Below are 18,984 nucleotides of genomic sequence, written 5' to 3' on the forward strand. Positions count from 1 at the left end.
GTCTCGCGTCCGCCAAGGCGGACCCTACTTTCCAGGCGGCTTTACTGCTTCCAACAGGCGATTGATGACGCTCTCCACCGTGACGCCTTCGGCCTCGGCCCGGTAATTCACCAGGATGCGATGCCGGAGCGTGGCGTGGGCCAGTGCCTTGATATCGTCATTCGAGACGTGCGCGCGACCCTGGAACAATGCCCTTGCTTTCGCGCCCAGCACCATGAACTGGGCCGCCCGAAGACCGGCACCCCAGCTCACCCATTGCTTCACGAAGTCCGGCGTTTCCGCCTGACCCGGTCGGCTCGCGGCGGCCAGGCGGACGGCGTAACGCACCACATCTTCGGCGACAGGCACTTTTCGCACGATCTCATGAAACCTCAGAACGTCTTCGCCGGTAAAGAGCGGCTCGATGGGCTTGGGTTTGCCGCCGGTGGTTCGCCTGACGACTTCCACCTCGTCATTCTCGGGCAGGTAGTCGATGATCACGTTGAACATGAACCGGTCGAGCTGCGCTTCGGGCAGGGGGTAGGTGCCTTCCTGTTCGATTGGGTTCTGCGTGGCGAGCACGAAGAACGGCTCTTCAAGCGGGTAACGAACGCCGGCCGCGGTGACCTGGTGTTCCTGCATCGCTTCGAGCAGTGCCGCTTGTGTCTTTGGGGGCGTGCGGTTGATTTCGTCGGCCAGCAGCACGTTGGCGAAGACGGGCCCTTTGACGAACTGCATCCGCCGACGGCCGTCGCCGGAATCTTCCAGGATTTCGGTGCCGGTGATATCGGCGGGCATCAGGTCGGGTGTGAACTGGATGCGCTGGAACTTGAGGTGGAACATCTGCGCCAGCGAGCGCACGAGCAGTGTCTTGGCAAGTCCCGGCGCGCCGGTGATCAGGCAATGGCCGCCGGCGAACAGGCTGTACAGCAGCAGTTCGGTGACATCGTGCTGCCCGACGACGGCTTTGGACAGTTCCTCGCCGATGCGCCCCCGCGCCGCGCGGAGTTGCTCGACAGCCTGGCGTTCGGATTCGTAAAGGTCGGTCTCTGGTTGGCTCACTCAGGACTCCGGCAGTTTGTGGTGCAGGCTTTCCAGCCTGCATGGACTCTCTGGCTGCAGGCTGGAAAGCCTGCACCACAACCATTCAGTGCGTCATCGCGTAGAACACGATGTTGATTCCCATCGGGTACGCCTTCTTTTCAGAAAACTCGCGGAAGTAATACTCGTCCTCGCCTTCGCGTTCCCACCCGTCGCCGAGGTCGGTGTTATGGCAGATGATCGCCATCATCCGTCCCTTGTCGTCGAAGATGCCTTTGTAGTGCACTTCCTTGGCGTCGGGACGTTCCCAGGTGATGTCTGTGCCCCGATACCGCTGCGCAAAACCGATCGAGGGGACCTGCGGCTTTTCTTTTAGGTTGAAAACGGCGTGGAAGAGCGGGTGTTCCAGTGGCAATTCCTGTGGCTCGCGGTCGGGGAACACACGCTTGATCTCGCGATAGAAGTTCTCCCACTCGGCCTCGCCCCAGAAGTCGTCCACCATCAGGAAGCCGCCATTGAGCAGGTAATGCCGGAGCTTAACGACTTCCTCCTCGGAGAACTCCAACCCGCCGGGTTCGATCATGTAGATGAATGGGTAGTCGAACAGTTCGGGGTCGGTCAGTTCAAGGTTCTTGGGAACGGGATCGACCTTGAGCGACGTGAGCTGTTGAAGCCGGAAGGAGAAGTTCATGTCGCTGTCCGGCATGTCCGTCTCCCAGCCGCCGCCGTAGCGACCCCAGGACTTGTACCGCAGACGGATGAACGTAAACACGTCGGACTTGAAGTTTGGGTCGACATCCCAAACGGGAATGCCCGCTCGGTCGGTGAGATCCTGGATGCCGGCCCCCTCGGCAACACGCGACCGGCGGGAACGCTGGGCGACGACGAGCGTCGCCAGCAAGGCTACAACAAGTAGCGGGACAAAGATTCGGACCGCGGGTCGGATGGTCATCATCCTTCTTTCTGTTCAGGGCCAAACACGCGTCTCTTCGTTTCGCGGAGGATCGAAGGGGGACGCAATGTTTCGGCGTGGAACTACCTGTCGTTACTGAGATCTCGCCGGTTGTGTTGCTCCTTGGGCTGGAACTGGCCGAGTATTCGGTGCCGCGCCTTCTCGATCCATCCCGGCGGCGATCTCAAGAAGCAGTCGATGGCCTTCGCGGAAACGAGGCGCCTCTTCCAGTGCCCGGATGATCTGGTTGCGCGCCGCCGGCAGTTGCTTCTCCTCGACGAGCAGTTTCGCGAGTTGGTAATGGTGTTCGGCCTTGCCGAGAGGATCGAGCATCAGCAGTGCTCGGTGACTCTCCATTGCCAGGCGTCGATCGCCGATCGAATTGGCGGATTTCGCCAGCAGGCGGTAGGGGGCCGGAATCAGCGGATTGATCGCAATGATTTGCTCGGCGGCGACGCGGACGGCTGGCCAGTCTCCGGCCGCCTCGGCCAACTCCGCCAGCCGGAGGCGAGGTTCGATTCCGTCGGCGTCGAGCGCGACATGCTTTTCGAGCATTCGGCGTTCGTCGGCGGGCTCCTTCAAGGCGCGATGAACTGCCGCCATCAGCAAATAGGGTCCGCCCGCCTGGCCGCTTGTCGGGTATAGCTCAATGGCCTTGGAAAGCGGTGTTTTGGCGGCGGCGAACTTCTCCTCGGCCAGCAGTGCCCGTCCCTCGCCGAGCAGACCATAGAAGCTATTGGGATGCTCCTTGTTCCACGCCGCCATCTCGGCACTTCCGGCATCCAGTGCGACTTCCGGCCGCTTCCAGTCCGTGCCCGGCTTGCCCAGCTTTGAAGCCTGCTCCTTCAGCCAGGCGTCAAAGTTCGCATCGAGCTGATCGATCGGCACGGTACGCTTCGCCAGCGCGTCGTTGATGCGGACATTGTCGCCCAGATCGGCGAGCACTTTGCCAATGGTGTTCTCGCCGAAGCGGTCGGCGATGTACTGCACCACCATGGACGACTCGTAGTACGCAAACTGCAGGTGCATTGGCGACGGCGGCTTCAGGAATGCTCCACTGAGCTGACTGACCGGCGTCGCTCCGCCGGCGAGAATCAGCTCGCGATACTCCGGCGTCATCGACTGTCCCCACGCCGCGTTCTCACGGCGTTCCTCGTACACGCTGATGCCTTCGCTGAGCCATCGCGGCATCTTGTTCTTGGTTTTGCCCAGCGTGACGGAGTGGCAGAACTCGTGCCATAGAACCGCTTCCCAGTTCGCCGGCCGCGCCATGCGCGAGGCAGGGCTGTTGATGGTGATCACCGGTCCGAAGCAGACCCCCAGGAATCCAGATCCGCCCGGCAAACCAAAGGTGCGGATGGCGAAATCGCTTTGCTTGGGAAAGACCTCGACCGATACCGGCCCGGCGATTTCTACGCCGTAGCGCTTTGTCAGGCGTTCTCTGGCCCGCGTCAGAAGCCGCAGGGCACGGTCGCCGTAGAGGTCGGCTTCGCGTCCATCCATTCGAAGCCTGAAGTGCGCGTTCTCAAGGATGCGATACTTCGACAGCACGTCGTTCAACGAGACCAGGTTGTACGCGACGACGTTGTACGGATCGGCCTCAAGGGCGGCGGCTGCCCGTTTCCAGCCCTCTTCGTCCTTGCCCAGGCGCAGAAGATCCTGGCAGAGCTGCACGTTCGCCGGCTGGTAGTTCTGTGCCACCTCCAGTGCCCGCCGCTGGTAGGCAGCGCCTTCAGCGAAACGGTACTTCTGCGACAGTTTCAGGCCAATGAGGTGATCGACTTCGGGGTTGGCGATCCACGTGGAAAGAGCTTCGGCGCGGGACGTCTGTTCCTTCGTGGTATCGCCGGCGAGATGAGCCAGAACGGCGCGGTATGCCCACGCCCGGGAATGGCGCGGATTGATTTCAAGGACCTTTGCGAGAATGTCCTCGGCAGCTTGGTAGCCTTCCCGGTCGATCAGGTTGTCGGCCTGGAAAAGCAGGCTGTCGATGTGACGGGGGTTGAGCTCGAGCGATTTCGTGAGGGCGGCCGTCGCGCGTTCGGCATCGCTCTCCTGGTACGCCAATGCCAGGCCAAGGTGTGCATCCGGACTGTCAGGGGCGCGCTTCAGCGCCCCGGCGAAAGCCTCGGCGGCCAGCGCATAGTCGAACTTGGCCAGCGACAACTCTCCCGAAGCGAAATAGGGCTCGGCGGAGGTCGGGTCATCCTTCTTCGCACGATCGTAGTAGGTTTCGAGCACAACCCGGGCATCGGCACCCGTTGCGAGCATCGCACGCCCGGCGGCAACGCGGGAAGACACCTCTTCGAGTCGGCGGGGGGCTGCCTCGGCCAATTCGCGGATGGACTGCAACAGCCCTGTCGCTTCATCGGCCCGGCCCGATCGTCGAAGAACTTCGACGCCGATCCACTTCAGCGGAAGACTGAACGTGTGGATCTGGTGCGCCGCCTCAAACGTCTTCAGTGCGTCGGCGTATTTTCCGGTCGTTAGTTCGGTTCGGATCTTGAGGAGCCACCACTCTTCGAACCAGCGATTCGATTCCACGCCTTTTGCCGCGGCGTCCTGGCAGGCGGCGTAATCGCCGGTTTCGTAGAGTTTTCGCGCCTCTGCAAGACTCTCGGCCGAAGCGCATTCCCCGGTAGCGACCAATGTCGCAAGGACCGCCAGCACGCGGAGAAGAATCCTTCGCGAGTGCGAAAAACAGTGCAAAACGCGGGTTTGGGCCCCGATCCGGTTCAGCATGTGTGACCTGTCGGAACGGACGGAAATGAATCGTCGCACGCAGAGCTGTCGCCAACCGAAACGATGGACATCTCGACCGCATTCAGCTTGTACCTGTCCGGTGACGAATCTCGCAACAAGTAATGCGTTCTGCGAACAAGGCGAACCTCTCGGCGATCGATGCCTTGATATCCCAATTTGCGGTCCCAATCGCACCGCAGCCGCAAAAAAAAAGCCGCACACCGGAGGGTTGGTGTGCGGCTTGGCGGAGGAGGAAACGAGGATCGGGCATGCAGCGACGCTGCAGTTCATGTGCTTTTGGAAGAAATCAATCGCAATGGAGCGCCGGTTCGAACAAAAAACCCCGAACAATGTGCCACCCGCAGACCGCCTGCGGGCGGCACTTGTTCGTGGGAACCAACCGCGCTCTAAATCTTTCACGGGCCGTTGCCCGTTGCCGCCAACAAGGCGACGCTAAGCCCTAAAGCGAACTTGGTGCCACAGGATTTAGCAGCATGAAGAAAATGCGAGAATGAAGTATTACTCATTTATTTTAAACGCTTTACGATCCTCGTAAGGACCATCTGAATGGGTGCGTAGCAATCCGTACGCTGCCCATTTTGTGCGCATGCCCCCTGTCGTTATCGCCACCGACGCTTCTTTGCGCGCTACCTCCTACTGCCTGCTCGGATGACGCCGGTTCCAAACTGGTAGGAGAAGGCTCGGCGGTATGAATCCGAAGAAAACATTCCCAAGGCCGTTGACACAGGCCTCAGAGTCGGTATTATCCCTCCTCCCTTGAACGACGCGGCCGACACGGCCAAGTCAAAAAAGGGATGCAAATCAAGTAACTACTTGAACTTGCAGCGGAAAGATGTTAAGCTCCTCGACCCAACGGTTGATGAGCAAACCATCAAGACCGTTTTAGCTCTTTGGCAATCGAATAGTGTTTGGAAGCCGCGAGGATGTGAGTCCGAAGCTGCCGGTGTACGGTGGTGTTCGGACGCCAAGATCCAAGTCGTCGGTCTGAGTTGATACGTCGGCTGCTGGTGTAAATCAGTGGTTGATGGTTTGACGAGGGTCGGCGCAAGCTTGAGTAAAATCAAGCTGCTTGAATCTCAAGCATTCTTTGCGGTGCGCTTAAGAAGTGATCCTTCGATTCAGTCTGATTGCCCGCAAGGGTGGTCGGGATGGATCAAGTTCAATTTCAAGAGAGCCGGTCCCCCGGTGCTTAGCCGTGTCGGGGGCCGAAAGCCAGAAGAGAGTGTTTGAGCCTTGCAAATCCGAGTTGAAGTTGCTGCCGCGAGAGTGGTGGTGATGGAAGCTCGGCGGGCCGATCGTCCTAGCCGACGGTTGGTTCGTAAAGACGCCTTCGAGTTGTCTTAACTCGGAGGTGTTGGACAAACTCGTTTCGAGGATAAACGCTTCTACTGAAACTGTTAGTCGCCGTCTATGAGGGCCGAGAGGTTCTTACGCGGTGCATGAGGATGGAGAAGTGCCAAGAAATTCAATTGAAGAGTTTGATCCTGGCTCAGCCTGAACGCTGGCGGCGTGGCTAAGACATGCAAGTCGCACGGGCGTAGCAATACGTCAGTGGCGGACGGGTGAGTAATGTATCGCTAATGTACCCTTCACGCTGGGATAGCTGCGGGAAACTGCAGGTAATACCAGATGATATAACCGAATCGCATGGTTTGGTTCTCAAAGGAGTAATCCGGTGAGGGAGCAGGCGATATCGTATCAGCTAGTTGGTGAGGTAACGGCTCACCAAGGCGACGACGCGTAGCTGGTCTGAGAGGACGACCAGCCACATTGGGACTGAGACACTGCCCAGACTCCTACGGGGGGCTGCAGTAACGAATCTTCCGCAATGCACGAAAGTGTGACGGAGCGACGCCGCGTGGAGGTTAAGTCCTTCGGGATGTAAACTCCTGTCAGGGGTTACCAAGATCTGAGGAGCCCCAGAGGAAGGCACGGCTAACTCTGTGCCAGCAGCCGCGGTAATACAGAGGTGCCAAGCGTTAGGCGGAATCACTGGGCTTAAAGCGCGTGTAGGTGGATGGGTAAGTACCTTGTGAAATCCCACGGCTCAACCGTGGAACTGCTGGGTATACTGCCTGTCTTGAGGCACTCAGGGGCAGCTGGAACAAATGGTGGAGCGGTGAAATGCGTAGATATCATTTGGAACGCCAAAGGCGAAAGCAGGCTGCTGGGAGTGATCTGACACTGAGACGCGAAAGCCAGGGGAGCAAACGGGATTAGATACCCCGGTAGTCCTGGCCCTAAACGATGTCCACTAGATGGTGGCGGCTCTGACGCCGTCATGGTCGAAGCAAAAGTGTTAAGTGGACCGCCTGGGAAGTACGGTCGCAAGGCTAAAACTCAAAGGAATTGACGGGGGCTCACACAAGCGGTGGAGCATGTGGTTTAATTCGAAGCAACGCGCGGAACCTTACCTGGGCTTGACATGCCTGGATTATCCCCATGAAAGTGGGGTACAGCCCGCAAGGGCCGGAACAGGTACAGGTGCTGCATGGCTGTCGTCAGCTCGTGTCGTGAGATGTCGGGTTAAGTCCCTTAACGAGCGAAACCTTTGCCCTTAGTTACTAACGGGTTATGCCGAGGACTCTAAGGGGACTGCCGGTGTCAAACCGGAGGAAGGTGGAGATGACGTCAAGTCCTCATGGCCTTTATGCCCAGGGCCACACACGTGCTACAATGGGATGCACAGAGCGAACCGAGACCGCGAGGTGGAGGAAATCGCACAAATCATCCCTCAGTTCAGATTGGAGGCTGCAACTCGCCTCCATGAAGCTGGAATCGCTAGTAATCGCGTATCAGCTACGACGCGGTGAATATGTTCCTGAGCCTTGTACACACCGCCCGTCAAGTCATGGGAGCCGGAAATAGCCGAAGTGGCCACATCACAGTGGTCCCTACGCTAGGTTCGGTGACTGGGACTAAGTCGTAACAAGGTAGCCGTAGGGGAACCTGCGGCTGGATCACCTCCTTTCTAAGGGATACTTAGAACGTCGATCAGAGCAATCTGTCGACTGAATGTCAGCACAGCCTCGTCCCGTCAGCAATGACGGCGACTCGTACGGCAACGTATTAGAAGGGCTTCCAACACACTATTCTTGAAACGCTTCGTCACTGTCTGCGAAAGCTGACAGTGACGATTGTTGTGAGATGCGAGCAATCGCGAATCGCAATGGCTCTTTGACAAGTGAATGATAAGGTTCAAGGTTTACTGTAAGTAAAGTAAACCTCTGCGACGCCTCCCCATTTTTAGCTGGCACCCAGCCAGCAGGTCTTTTCGTCTTGATCTGTGTTCTATAGGAACAGGTCGGGGAGGTGTCGTCGAGCACCTTTTTTGGCGACTGATCCGTTATCGAATCGCGTCGGCAGGTTGAAGGTTCGGGTGTTGAAGGTTGAGATTGAATGATCGAAAGGTCAGGCGGTCGAGATCGAAGCACTCGTGCACGAGGCCTGGTTTTCCGACGACGTTGCAACTCGCCCGTTGTGGCACCGAGTTGGGCTTGGGAAGTAACTTCTTCCAAGTCTGGCTGCGATGCCTTCGAGTTGCCAGGAGCAAGTGGTCGTTAGCAGGTTGAGGAAACTCAATCGGCGATCGGCAATGAGCGATTGGCAATCCGAATGACGGTGATCGATAAATGTGGTCAAACTCTTAAGGGTGTATGGTGGATGTCTTGGCATCGAGAGGCGATGAAGGACGTTGTAGCCTGCGATAAGCTCCGGGAAGCTGGCAAACAAGCGTTGATCCGGAGATTTCCGAATGGGGAAACCCCACCTTCGGGTGACTCCTGCCTGAATGTATAGGGCAGGTAGAGCGAACGCGGTGAACTGAAACATCTAAGTAACCGCAGGAACAGAGACAGACATGGATTCCGTCAGTAGCGGCGAGCGAACACGGAAAAGCCCAAACCGGGATTCGTCCCGGGGTTGCGGGCGCTTCGAGCTGAAAAGCACTTAACAGAACGGTTTGGAATGGCCGGCCATAGCGGGTGAAAGCCCCGTATGTGAAAAGTGTAATAGGCGTTGAGAGGCGTACCAGAGTAGCACGGAGCTCGTGGAACTCCGTGTGAAGCTGGCCGGACCACCGGCCAAGGCTAAATACTCCTCGATGACCGATAGTGAACAAGTAGGGCGATTGAACGATGAAAAGTACAGCTGTTAGCTGAGTTAAAAGTACCTGAAACCATACACTTACAAGCGGTCGGAGCCCTATGCCCGCAAGGGAATGGGTGACGGCGTACCTTTTGCATAATGGGCCGGCGAGTGCACGTATACAGCAAGGCTAAGGTGTCAAGCACCGGAGCCGAAGCGAAAGCGAGTCTTAAAGTGGCGTTGAGTTGTGTGCGTGCGGCCCGAAACCCCGTGATCTACCCGTGGCCAGGTTGAATGTTCCGTAAAAGGGACAGAAGGACCGAAGCCGTGAACGTTGAAAAGTTCTGGCATGAGCTGCGGGGAGGAGTGAAAGTCTAATCAAACGGGGAGATATCTGGTTCTCTTCGAAATGCCTTTAGGGGCAGCCTCAGGTAAATATCCTATGGGGGTAGAGCTACTGAAAGAGGACGTGGGGCTACCCGCCTACACGCCTCTACCAAACTCCGAATACCATAGGACGTACCCTGGGAGTGAGTCCGCGAGGGATAATCTTCGCGGTCGAGACGGAAACAACCGAGATCGCCTGCTAAGGTCCCTAAATCTAACTTAGTTCGTGAGGAAGTCATTCTGCTGTGACAGCTAGGATGTTGGCTTAGAAGCAGCCACCATTTAAAAAGTGCGTAATAGCTTACTAGTCGAGCAGAGCGGCGCCGTAAATGATCGGGAATAAGTTGGATACCGAAGCAGCGAGCTGCGTAAGCAGCGGTAGAAGAGCGTTGTAATCCGCATTGAAGCCATACCGTAAGGAGTGGTGGAGCGATTACAAGTGAGAATGCCGGCATGAGTAACGATAATGCAGGTGAAAATCCTGCACGCCGAAAGCCTAAGGTTTCCTGGGGAAGGTAAATCCGCCCAGGGTTAGTCGGGAGCTAAGTCGAGGCCGAAAGGCGTAGACGATGCACAGCAGGTTAATATTCCTGCACCGGTGTAGAGATCAAAGCAGTGTGCGCTTTTTCCAAGCAGATCCTCCGATTAGTCGTGGAGGTTTCGCAAGATCGAGGCCGTTTTGTTGCCGAAGTCTGTGGCGAAAGAGCCGAGAAAAGCACTGCAGGCAAAGCACTGTCCGTACTAAAACTGACACAGGTAGGCGAGGAGAGTATCCTCAGGCGCTCGAGAGAACTGCGGTTAAGGAACTAGGCAATCTAACCCCGTAACTTAGGGAGAAGGGGTCCCTCCTCGCAAGAGAGGGCGCAGGAATCAGCCTGGGCGACTGTTTATCAAAAACACAGCACTGTGCTAACTCGCAAGAGGATGTATACAGTGTGACGCCTGCTCGGTGCGGGAAGGTTAAGGAAGTCGGTTAGGGATACGTCCCAAAGCTGGCGACCGAAGCCCCCGTAAACGGCGGCCGTAACTATGACGGTCCTAAGGTAGCGAAGTTCCTTGTCGGGTAAGTTCCGACGTGCATGAACGGCGTAACGACTTGGGCGCTGTCTCGACCGCAGACTCGGTGAAATTGAAGTGGCGGTGAAGATGCCGCCTCCCCGCAGCAAGACGGAAAGACCCCATGCACCTTTACTATAGCCTGGTACTGATGCCGGTTGTGGACTGCGTAGGATAGGTGGGACGCGTTGATCCGCTGGTTCTGGCCAGCGGGGAGCGGTTGGTGAAATACCACCCTGTTTGCATTCGTCATCTCACCCTGTGCCATGAATCTGGTCAGGGAACCGTGCTAGGTGGTTAGTTTGACTGGGGCGGTCTCCTCCAAAAGAGTAACGGAGGAGTACAAAGGCGGGCTCAGGCCGGTTGGCAATCGGTCGTCGAGCGCAAGGGTATAAGCCCGCTTGACTGCGAGTGCTACAGCACGAGCAGAGCTGAAAGGCGGTCCTAGTGATCCTGTGGTCCCGTGTGGAAGGGCCATAGCTCAACGGATAAAAGGTACGCTGGGGATAACAGGCTGATCGCACCCGAGCGTCCATAGCGGCGGTGCGGTTTGGCACCTCGATGTCGGCCCATCACATCCTGGGGCTGAAGGCGGTCCCAAGGGTTTGGCTGTTCGCCAATTAAAGTGGTACGCGAGCTGGGTTCAGACCGGCGTGAGCCAGGTCGGTCCCTATCTGCTGTGGGTGTGGGAATCTTGACGGCAATTCTTCCATAGTACGAGAGGATTTGGAAGGACTGACCCCTGGTGTACCAGTTGTCCTGCTAAGGGCACGGCTGGGTAGCCATGTCGGGAACGGATAAACGCTGAAAGCATCTAAGCGTGAAGCCAATGCCAAAACGAGGATTCCATGCGGATTCGTCCGCGAGAGACCCCGGGTAGACCACCCGGTTGATAGGCCGGAGCTGTACGGCTAGAAATAGCTTCAGGTTACCGGTACTAACGGTCGACAGTTTGACCACTTTTATCGATCATCGTTGCAAAAGAGGCGATGAGCGGAAGTAGTCAGTCGTCGGTAGTCAGTAGACAGAGAATGCGAAAGCGTTCGATGTCGAAAGGCTCCCACTTCTGAATGCCTCGCTCGTCACGCTCGACGATACAAACGCAGGGCTTAACGCCCTGCGGGTCGCAGAGTGGTTCGACTGATCCATCCTTGACAAGCCCATCGGCTTGCCTGGAACGGACAGGAGCTTTAACGCTCATGTCCTGATCAGCAACCCGATCGGTGATGAAGAGTCTGAATTAGAAGAACCCTTTACGAAGCATGTGATTAACGTCTCTGCCGTCCTCGCAACGCGAGCGACGCGGAAGGCGACTTGAACCTTACATTTACTTGGCAATCCAAGCCGAGTACACCGGAAACGATGTACTCGGCCTTTGCTGGTGGCTATACCCGCGGGGCCACACCCGTTCCCATTCCGAACACGGTCGTTAAGCCCGCGGGGCCGATGATACTGCGTCAGCGGGAAAGTAGGTCACTGCCGGCAATTTACATCGCAACGCCCGGCTCTCTTCATCGAGAGCCGGGCGTTGTTCGTTTGGCGAGAACGCAGTGGGGGCTCATCCATTTCTCTGACGCGGAGACCGCAAGCCGTGAATCCGGCCGATGTGTCGGTCGCCGCTTGAATCTCTTGGTGGCCGTGTCACGATGCCGGTATGGACTTTGGCGAAGTTTTCCAGCACCTGGTGGATCTGCTCAAAAGCCACTGGCATCAGATACTCATCTCTCTGTTCAGCATTTTGTTCGGCGCGTGGATTGGGCGGCGGAGAGCCCAGCGTGAATGGGCACGCAAGGAATTCCTTGAGCGGGTCAACTTCTCGCTTAACAGCATTACCGATAACACGCTCCGCATCCGTACGCTGATCGAGAAGAACACGATCGATGTCTTCCTCAACAAGGTGGCGACCGAGCGGATCGTGGACGCGGCGTCGCGCACCGATGCCAATAGTGCCCTGTTGCCACTCGAGAAGAACGATCGCTGGTTCATGCTCAATGCCGTGCTGAACGAGCTGAGCGAGAAATTCGCCGATGGTTTTCTCCGTCGCGACATAGGTATTCCCGTCCAATCCGCGACATTCCTTGTCTGTCTGACCTTTGAATCTGCCGGCGATCTGAAAACACGCAAGATCCGCGTCATGATCATGCGGAAGGAACTGCTGGCTGCGCTTCCCGCCGAGCCTCCGAACTTTGAGCGGGCCCACCACAAGACGCGTTGGACGACCCTTACCCAGCTCGCGACGGCATACGCCAGGGAGCCGGACCAGTTCATGGAGGTTGAACTCGTTCTGCCTCAGCATTAGCCCTACGGCCTGTAAAAGAGCCACAATTTTCCACGACTTCTGAGTTCTCTGTCGGTGGAAGTACTCGGTATGCTTCCCTCCAGGCGTGAAAGACCACGCCATTATCCCGTTACAAATCAGGTAGACCCACATGAAAAGCATCAAGCAACTGGCTGCGGCCGTTCTGTTGTCATCGTCCTTGGGCGCTGGTGTGCTAGCCGACTGGCCGCAGTGGCGCGGACCGGATCGGACGGACATTTCCAAGGAGACGGGACTCCTGAAGCAGTGGCCGGCCGGCGGACCGAAGCTCGACTGGATCTATAAAGACGGTGGACTTGGCTATGCCGGGTTCGCGGTCGTCGGCGAAACCCTCTATACGATGGGCGCTCGCGGCGATACCGAAATGCTGATCGCGCTGAACGTCAAGGACGGGAGCCAGAAGTGGGCCGTTCCGATCGGTGCTCTACTGACCAATGGTTGGGGCGACGGTCCTCGCGGGACGCCTACTGTCGATGGCGAACACATTTACACCCTCAGCGGCCAGGGAAATCTCATCTGTGCCAAGGCGTCCGACGGTACGACCGTCTGGAAAGCGTCCATGCGCGACCTCGGCGGCAAGACGCCCGGCTGGGGATATACCGAAAGCCCGCTCGTGGACGGCGACAAAGTCGTTTGCACCCCCGGCGGGGCGAAGGGCGCCGTTGCGGCGTTCGACAAGAAGACCGGAAAAGTGCTCTGGCAAAGCGCCGATTTCACTGAAGGCGCGCAGTATTCATCGATCATCGCCGTCGATCACGACGGCAAGCGCCAGTTCATTCAGCGCACGATGGCCAAGGTCGTGGGCCTTGATCCTTCTTCCGGCGCGGTGCTGTGGGTGACCGACTTCCCAGGCAAGACGGCCGTCATTCCGACGCCGATCTACCACAGCGGCAACGTCTACGTCGCCGCGGGTTACGGCGTCGGTTGCAAGATGGTCAATATCGGCTCGGGAAATAAGGTGACGGAGGTCTATCAGAACGACGTCATAATCAATCACCACGGCGGCGTGGTGCTCGTTGGTGAGCACCTCTACGGCTATTCCGACAAGGCCGGATGGGTCTGCCAGGACTTCAAGTCCGGCAAGCAGGTCTGGGCCGAGAAGAAGGCGCTGGGCAAGGGCGCCATCACCTTCGCCGACGGCAAACTGTACCTGCTCGGCGAATCAGACGGCCAGGTCGTGATCATCGACGCATCCCCGGAAGGCTGGAAGGAGCACGGCCGGTTCACGCTCACGCCACAGACCAAAAACCGAAACCCCAAGGGCAAGGTCTGGACGCACCCCGTGATCGCGAACGGGAAGATGTACCTGCGGGACCAGGAACTGATCTTCAGCTTTGACGTCAAAGGCAAGTAGTCGAGTGAGCGTTGGATGAAGGCGATCTGGTCGTCGCTTAGGAGAACAAATTGCATCGCACCAGCAGCGTCCATCGGACCGACCGGCCGATGGACGCTTTTCTTTTCGGCCGCGGACGGCGCGACTAGTTGCCTTCCACCCTCAAGCGATGTGGCGTCTTTTCGAGGTTGCCGGCGGCGTCTTCGGCGACGGCCTCCAGTTCGATCGGCGCCTTGCTGGCCGCTTCCAACTCGATCTCCCATTCGGCGTAGTTCGCGCGTGACGAATGGGCCTCCTTGCCGTTGATCCGGACAGACTTCACCGCGCCGTCGTCAATGGTGGTGCCGCGCACCAGGATCTTGCCCTCGCGCCGCGCGTGACCGGTGATAACGGTGACCGGCGGCAGATCGTCCACGATGTCCAGCGGCTTCGGATAATCCGCTTCGACTGGCCGGCGGCCCTGCGGCGAAAACTCCGGACTTACCGCAATTTGATCGAGCCGAATGTTTCGGTATGCGTGATCCTTGTACACGGGTCGCCAAATACCGTACTCGCACACGTGGCAGTCGAGGCGGTCGATCATCACCGAAGGTGACACGGGATGAATGGACCAGTGAGAGTTCCAAACACGAAAGTTGCGGATCACAAACGGGTGCTGCACGTCCGGCCCGACACCCGCGACACCGGTTCCGAACGGAACGCCGCCTCCAAGATTAAATCCGTGTCGCCGTTGGCAGTTGGCTTCATTGTCCTCGAAGCGAAGAAACGGCAGCGTCCGGACATCCGTCGGGGCGTGCGATCCATCCGGTCGGCGAACATCCAAGGTCAGCTTGAAAGCAGGCGTCTCCATCGCCTGGAAAAAGTACCCGTATTCGTCGCACTCCGCGGCCACATTCCGAGTAAAGGCATTGAGGCTATTCGCCCACCAGAACCCCGAACCGTCGTTGGCATCAAACGGCAATGCCTGGTCAGGAAGCTTTTTGGCGATGTACGCCTGAACGGCAAGGTTCCGATCAAGCACGTTGTAGACTTCCGTTCCATTCTCCAGGAAGAAGCCGTGGCCCTTGGACTGGTAGCCCACGCAGTCGCGGACGACCAGGTAGTTGGTACCGTGAATGGTGATCCAGCGGTTATCGCTGTCCCAGATGCTTGCACCAATCACGCTCGTGCCGCGCATCGTGTCGCCGGCCAGGTGGAAATGAAGGCTGTAACGACCCAGCACGTCCTCCTTCCCGAGGTGTCGGAACTCGGCGTACGAAATGGATCCGCGGGAATTACGGTGATACATCGTGTGGCCGCGGATGCCCTTTGGGTCGGCGGATTCCACGACCACGTTCCGCGACAGATTGGCGATGTCGCCGCGGTAGTCGCCGTCGGCGGTGTGATCGAACGCCACCGCCTGGTCGAGCGTGAGCTTCTGGCCGTCGATTGCGGTGATCAGGCGTTCTTCAGTCTGTGTGCTGTCTTTTGTGGAGGGGCGGAAGGTCTGGTTGCGCTTGATCTGACGCGTGGTGGCGGTGAGAAGGACCCGGTCGCCGACGTGCCATCCGGTCACCGTATCAAGCAGACTGACGGCACCATCGCCTTTGGCGACGGCACTGCCGAGGCGAGTCCAAGTCTGTGACATCGGCGCGCCGTGAAAGTCCATGCGCCCGCCACAGCAGACGATCGCCGGCAGCGAACTTCGATCGGCACCCTCGAACGCCGTCAGGCGAATGACCGCAGATACACCAGCAGGGATCGGGTCCTGAGCCGTCCCGACCTCGAGTGCACCCCGTGTGGGTGCAAGCATGTCCGCCACCGTATTGTCGGGCTGAGGTACGGCAACGGCGGGTCGGATATGCGCCGTGCAGTCGAAGCCGGTCTCGCTGACGTCCTCGCCTTCCTGGACTTTCAGGAGCCCCACATCAAGGCGGGTGTTTCTTTCGCGGGAGAACGTCAGCAAGCCGGCGATATGGACGGAGCGGAGTGGCTGCGAAGTGATGATGTCGTACGTCACCTCGTGGTCACGTCGTACAAGTACGCGCGACCCGCCCGCCGGAACCTTTCCATTGTCCCAGATCTTTGCATCGGACCAGCGTCCTGACCGAACGGTGCTCACGGTAGGGGCGCTTTCAGCGGCTGCGCAAACGCCACTGGCCGCCAGCAGGAGCAGGATGCCTGATAGCCGGTTGATTCTCATGGTCGCATGGTAACACCGCGCCGCGCCAGTTCGGAAAGCATTTGGTGTATGCCCCATCAGGCAGCGGGTGTCGTCGTAAGCACGGCGGACAGTCCGGCCTTCGTGTTCTCGAAACCGAAGGCAGAGGCACTGCTGATCAACTCGAGGGTGTACTGGCCGGGCTGCAGTGTCCCACTTTTGCTGGCTACGGTGTTGGGGTGGGTTCCGTCGTCCTTGACGAAATCCACCAATGATGTCGCCCCGCGCCGAAGCCGGACCGCTACACCGGAACGGCCGTCGTTGCCCTCGCGCGACCAGGTGTAAGTCAGTGTGTAGGCTCGCGGCTCATCAAGATAGAAGCTAACGAGGAACGACGAAACGCCAGTCCCTCCACTGTCGAAGCACGACGCCGATGAACTCCCGGAGAAGCTCAATTTCGTGTCGCTTAGGCTCGACGTCTGAGACGCGTTTCCGAACGCCGATTCCATCGCCGGATAATCGACAAAGGATGACGCAAGCGTCTGCGTGAAGGCCGCAAGACTGGTGGACGACTTCTTCTTTTCGTCGAAGCCGTCGGGCCCGGCGGACGTGATGACTTCCCGTGTCTGGGAAGTGAAACGAATGGGACTCGAGATGAGTGTGACGGTTTCCGTCGCGAGCCTGTCCTTCACCAGATCGCCCCAGTGCGTGATAAACCAGTCTTGGCCCGCGCCGGCGGTATCGGTGTCGGTTGCCAGGTCGGCCGGTACAGTCGTCTTGTCGAGTTTCACCCCCGGCGTTCCGGCCTTGAGGCGCGATATTCGGGTGGCATAACTGTTCGCCGGATTGCTCCATTCTGCTCCGATGACCCGGAGGGACGCCACGTTGGTGTCGTAAGTGGTCCTCGATCCGATGAGCAGGTCGTCGTCGGCGTCGCCGTTGAGGGTGTCGGTGCCATTCCCGCCGAACAGGACGTCGCGTCCGCCGCCGCCACGAAGGGTGTCGTTGCCGCCGTTGCCGATCAGGATGTTGGCGAGCGCGCTGCCGGCGAGGGTGTCGCCGGCGCTGCCGCCTCGGATGTTTTCGACGTCGGGCATGACGTTGTCGTTCTCGAGTAGCGAGGGGTTGCCGTCATTGGCGACGCCGTCCAGCGAGACGTTGACGGCGGTGGTCCTGGCGGAGTAGTCGGCGAAGTCGATGCCGGCGTTTCCGTTGAAGACGTCACCTTTCAGGCCGCCGTCGAGGACGTCGTTATTGTTGCCACCGTTGAGAACATCCTTGCCACCGCCGCCGCGGAGGAAGTCGTCCCCGTCGCCGCCATTGAGGGTTGCCGGAGCGGTGACGGCGTCAAAGACCTGCAGCGAGTCATTACCGGCCAGTCCGTTGATGATGATCGATTTGACCAGTGCCGGGGTGAAGTTTCCCTTGACGACGCCGCCTTCCTTCACCTGCACAAGGCCTGAGACCACATTCACGGTCACCGCGTCGGCTAATGCGGTACCGTTGACGGTCAGCACACCCGCCGCCGAAAGCGACGTGGTGAGCAATTGCCGTTGTTCCAGTCGTTCCACGGATGCAAAACGCTGCCGGCGACCGCCGACGGCTTTCATGTTGTGTCGCATGGGTACCCTCGTTTGAATTGGCAGATGTCCGCCAATGTAACGGACGGTACAACCGAAGCGACCGGTTCAACAGAAAGGGCCCACGGGGGCTGGGAGCCAATGGGGCATCTCCGCTGTCGTTTTCATGCGATTGGGCGGCGGTCGCGACTTCCGGTCAGGCGGGTCGGCCGCATTGGGTGCATTGATCGCGAATGCAGGGTTCGACGTGCGCAGTCGCGTTTCCCTCGCCGATAGCGGCTTCGAGCTCTTCCTCGATCGCCGTTGCGACCTGATGTCCTTTAAGAACATCCCAGTCCGCCGGTACGACCAGGTGGAAATCGACCCAATGATACCTGCCGGCGTGGCGGTGGCGGACCTTGTGATAACTGCAGACCGTCGGGGACTTGCTGCCGCCGGGGAGGTGGGCATCAAGAATCCCGCTGAGCAGGGCGGCGTCGGACCGGTCCTGCCGATCGGTCAGACCCGCTTCGGCGCGGCGGAGCAGGCCGATACCCACCCAGGCGATGTAGCCCGCGACGAGGATCGCCGCCAGCGGGTCAAGCCAGGCCCAGCCGGTGAGCTTCACCGCGAGAACCGCCACCAGGGCCGCGACACTGGTCCATGCATCGGACATCAGGTGATGGCCGTCAGCCTCGAGTGTGACCGAGCCCAGCTTGCGGCCGGTTCGAATCAGACACAGCCCGGTAATACCGTTCACGACCAGCGCACCGGCCATCAGCACCAGTGCGATGGCCAGGTTTTGTGGCTGAAACGCCTGGTCGATGTTGCGAAACACGTCCACCGCTTTGACGAGCGACATGATGCCCGCGATCAGGATCATGCCCCCCTCAAAGCCTACCGCCAGAAACTCAACCTTCCCGTGGCCGTAAGGATGGCTTTCATCGGCAGGGAGATGGGCGACGGCGAGCGAGTACAGCGCGAAGATCGAAGCGGCCAGGTTGACAATCGACTCCAGCGCGTCTGAGAAAATGACGGCCGAGCCGGTCAGAAAATATCCCGTGAACTTGGCGCTCGTCAGAACGATTCCGACAGCCAGAGCCAGGAGAACGGCCTTGGCTTCGAGCTTCGGAATGTGGCGAAGTGGCTTGGGAATGAGGGTCATCACGAGACCGGCCGGGTTTGGGCGGCAACAGGATCATTGCGTCCGAGAGAACGAAAGCAGTGTAACCGTCGTTGGGACCTATGGCGATGCACAGAGCCTCGTGCCTGAGATCGCCATGCCGGTCGCACACGGCGTATCACTTCGGGCTGCCCCACTTTTTGCTACAGTTGGTTTTGTCAATCTTTCCCAAGTTTGCATGCAATCTT

Annotated in this window: 8 protein-coding genes and 3 rRNA genes; 5 read left to right on the forward strand and 6 right to left on the reverse strand. The window is 58.7% G+C overall.

Translation table 11 applies throughout. From position 1 onward, the window contains the following. Positions 1-24: 24 nt before the first annotated feature. The 3 genes from IPV69_RS18865 to IPV69_RS18875 form a co-directional block, all read right to left on the reverse strand. Positions 25-1,041: an AAA family ATPase gene (locus IPV69_RS18865; RefSeq protein ID WP_206291271.1), complete on the reverse strand. Its 1,017-nt coding sequence runs from the start codon at positions 1,039-1,041 to the stop codon at positions 25-27. A gap of 85 nt (positions 1,042-1,126) precedes the next feature. Then, the gene (locus IPV69_RS18870) at positions 1,127-1,972 is read right to left on the reverse strand and encodes a DUF4159 domain-containing protein (RefSeq protein ID WP_206291272.1); all 846 of its coding nucleotides are present in this window, start codon (positions 1,970-1,972) and stop codon (positions 1,127-1,129) included. 93 nt (positions 1,973-2,065) lie between these two features. Next, complete coding sequence (locus IPV69_RS18875) at positions 2,066-4,642, reverse strand: peptidase MA family metallohydrolase (RefSeq protein WP_206291273.1); 2,577 nt, start codon at positions 4,640-4,642, stop codon at positions 2,066-2,068. 1,559 nt (positions 4,643-6,201) lie between these two features. Between IPV69_RS18875 and IPV69_RS18880 the strand changes: the two genes are divergently transcribed. From IPV69_RS18880 to IPV69_RS18900, 5 genes are all read left to right on the forward strand, one after another. Next, positions 6,202-7,706, forward strand: a 16S ribosomal RNA gene (locus IPV69_RS18880). 665 nt (positions 7,707-8,371) lie between these two features. After that, positions 8,372-11,224: ribosomal RNA gene (locus IPV69_RS18885) — 23S ribosomal RNA — on the forward strand. Positions 11,225-11,641: 417 nt separating this feature from the next. Further along, positions 11,642-11,749: ribosomal RNA gene (gene rrf, locus IPV69_RS18890) — 5S ribosomal RNA — on the forward strand. The 16S, 23S and 5S rRNA genes sit together here, the layout of an rRNA operon. Before the next feature lie 169 nt (positions 11,750-11,918). After that, positions 11,919-12,563 carry a hypothetical protein gene (locus IPV69_RS18895; RefSeq protein WP_206291274.1) on the forward strand — a complete coding sequence of 215 codons (645 nt, stop codon included), beginning with the start codon at positions 11,919-11,921 and terminating at the stop codon, positions 12,561-12,563. 130 nt (positions 12,564-12,693) lie between these two features. Beyond that, complete coding sequence (locus IPV69_RS18900) at positions 12,694-13,935, forward strand: PQQ-binding-like beta-propeller repeat protein (RefSeq protein ID WP_206291275.1); 1,242 nt, start codon at positions 12,694-12,696, stop codon at positions 13,933-13,935. Between the two features lie 124 nt (positions 13,936-14,059). On the opposite strand, the gene IPV69_RS18905 is transcribed toward IPV69_RS18900, so the two are convergent. The 3 genes from IPV69_RS18905 to IPV69_RS18915 form a co-directional block, all read right to left on the reverse strand. Beyond that, positions 14,060-16,096, reverse strand: coding sequence for a G8 domain-containing protein (locus tag IPV69_RS18905; RefSeq protein WP_206291276.1), 2,037 nt, complete (start codon positions 16,094-16,096; stop codon positions 14,060-14,062). 56 nt (positions 16,097-16,152) lie between these two features. Continuing rightward, a complete protein-coding gene (locus tag IPV69_RS18910) occupies positions 16,153-17,676 on the reverse strand; it encodes a calcium-binding protein (RefSeq protein ID WP_206291277.1) in 1,524 nt (507 codons plus the stop codon). A gap of 154 nt (positions 17,677-17,830) precedes the next feature. Continuing rightward, positions 17,831-18,778 carry a cation diffusion facilitator family transporter gene (locus IPV69_RS18915; RefSeq protein WP_206291278.1) on the reverse strand — a complete coding sequence of 316 codons (948 nt, stop codon included), beginning with the start codon at positions 18,776-18,778 and terminating at the stop codon, positions 17,831-17,833. Positions 18,779-18,984: the final 206 nt, after the last annotated feature.

Source organism: Humisphaera borealis, from assembly GCF_015169395.1.
GTDB classification, from domain to species: domain Bacteria; phylum Planctomycetota; class Phycisphaerae; order Tepidisphaerales; family Tepidisphaeraceae; genus Humisphaera; species Humisphaera borealis.

Excerpts from the sequence above, each read along its gene's own strand:
- IPV69_RS18870 (WP_206291272.1), bottom strand. The coding sequence starts at position 1,972 with ATGACCATCCGACCCGCGGTCCGAATCTTTGTCCCGCTACTTGTTGTA.
- IPV69_RS18895 (WP_206291274.1), top strand. The coding sequence starts at position 11,919 with ATGGACTTTGGCGAAGTTTTCCAGCACCTGGTGGATCTGCTCAAAAGC.
- IPV69_RS18900 (WP_206291275.1), top strand. The coding sequence starts at position 12,694 with ATGAAAAGCATCAAGCAACTGGCTGCGGCCGTTCTGTTGTCATCGTCC.
- IPV69_RS18905 (WP_206291276.1), bottom strand. The coding sequence starts at position 16,096 with ATGAGAATCAACCGGCTATCAGGCATCCTGCTCCTGCTGGCGGCCAGT.
- IPV69_RS18910 (WP_206291277.1), bottom strand. The coding sequence starts at position 17,676 with ATGCGACACAACATGAAAGCCGTCGGCGGTCGCCGGCAGCGTTTTGCA.
- IPV69_RS18915 (WP_206291278.1), bottom strand. The coding sequence starts at position 18,778 with ATGACCCTCATTCCCAAGCCACTTCGCCACATTCCGAAGCTCGAAGCC.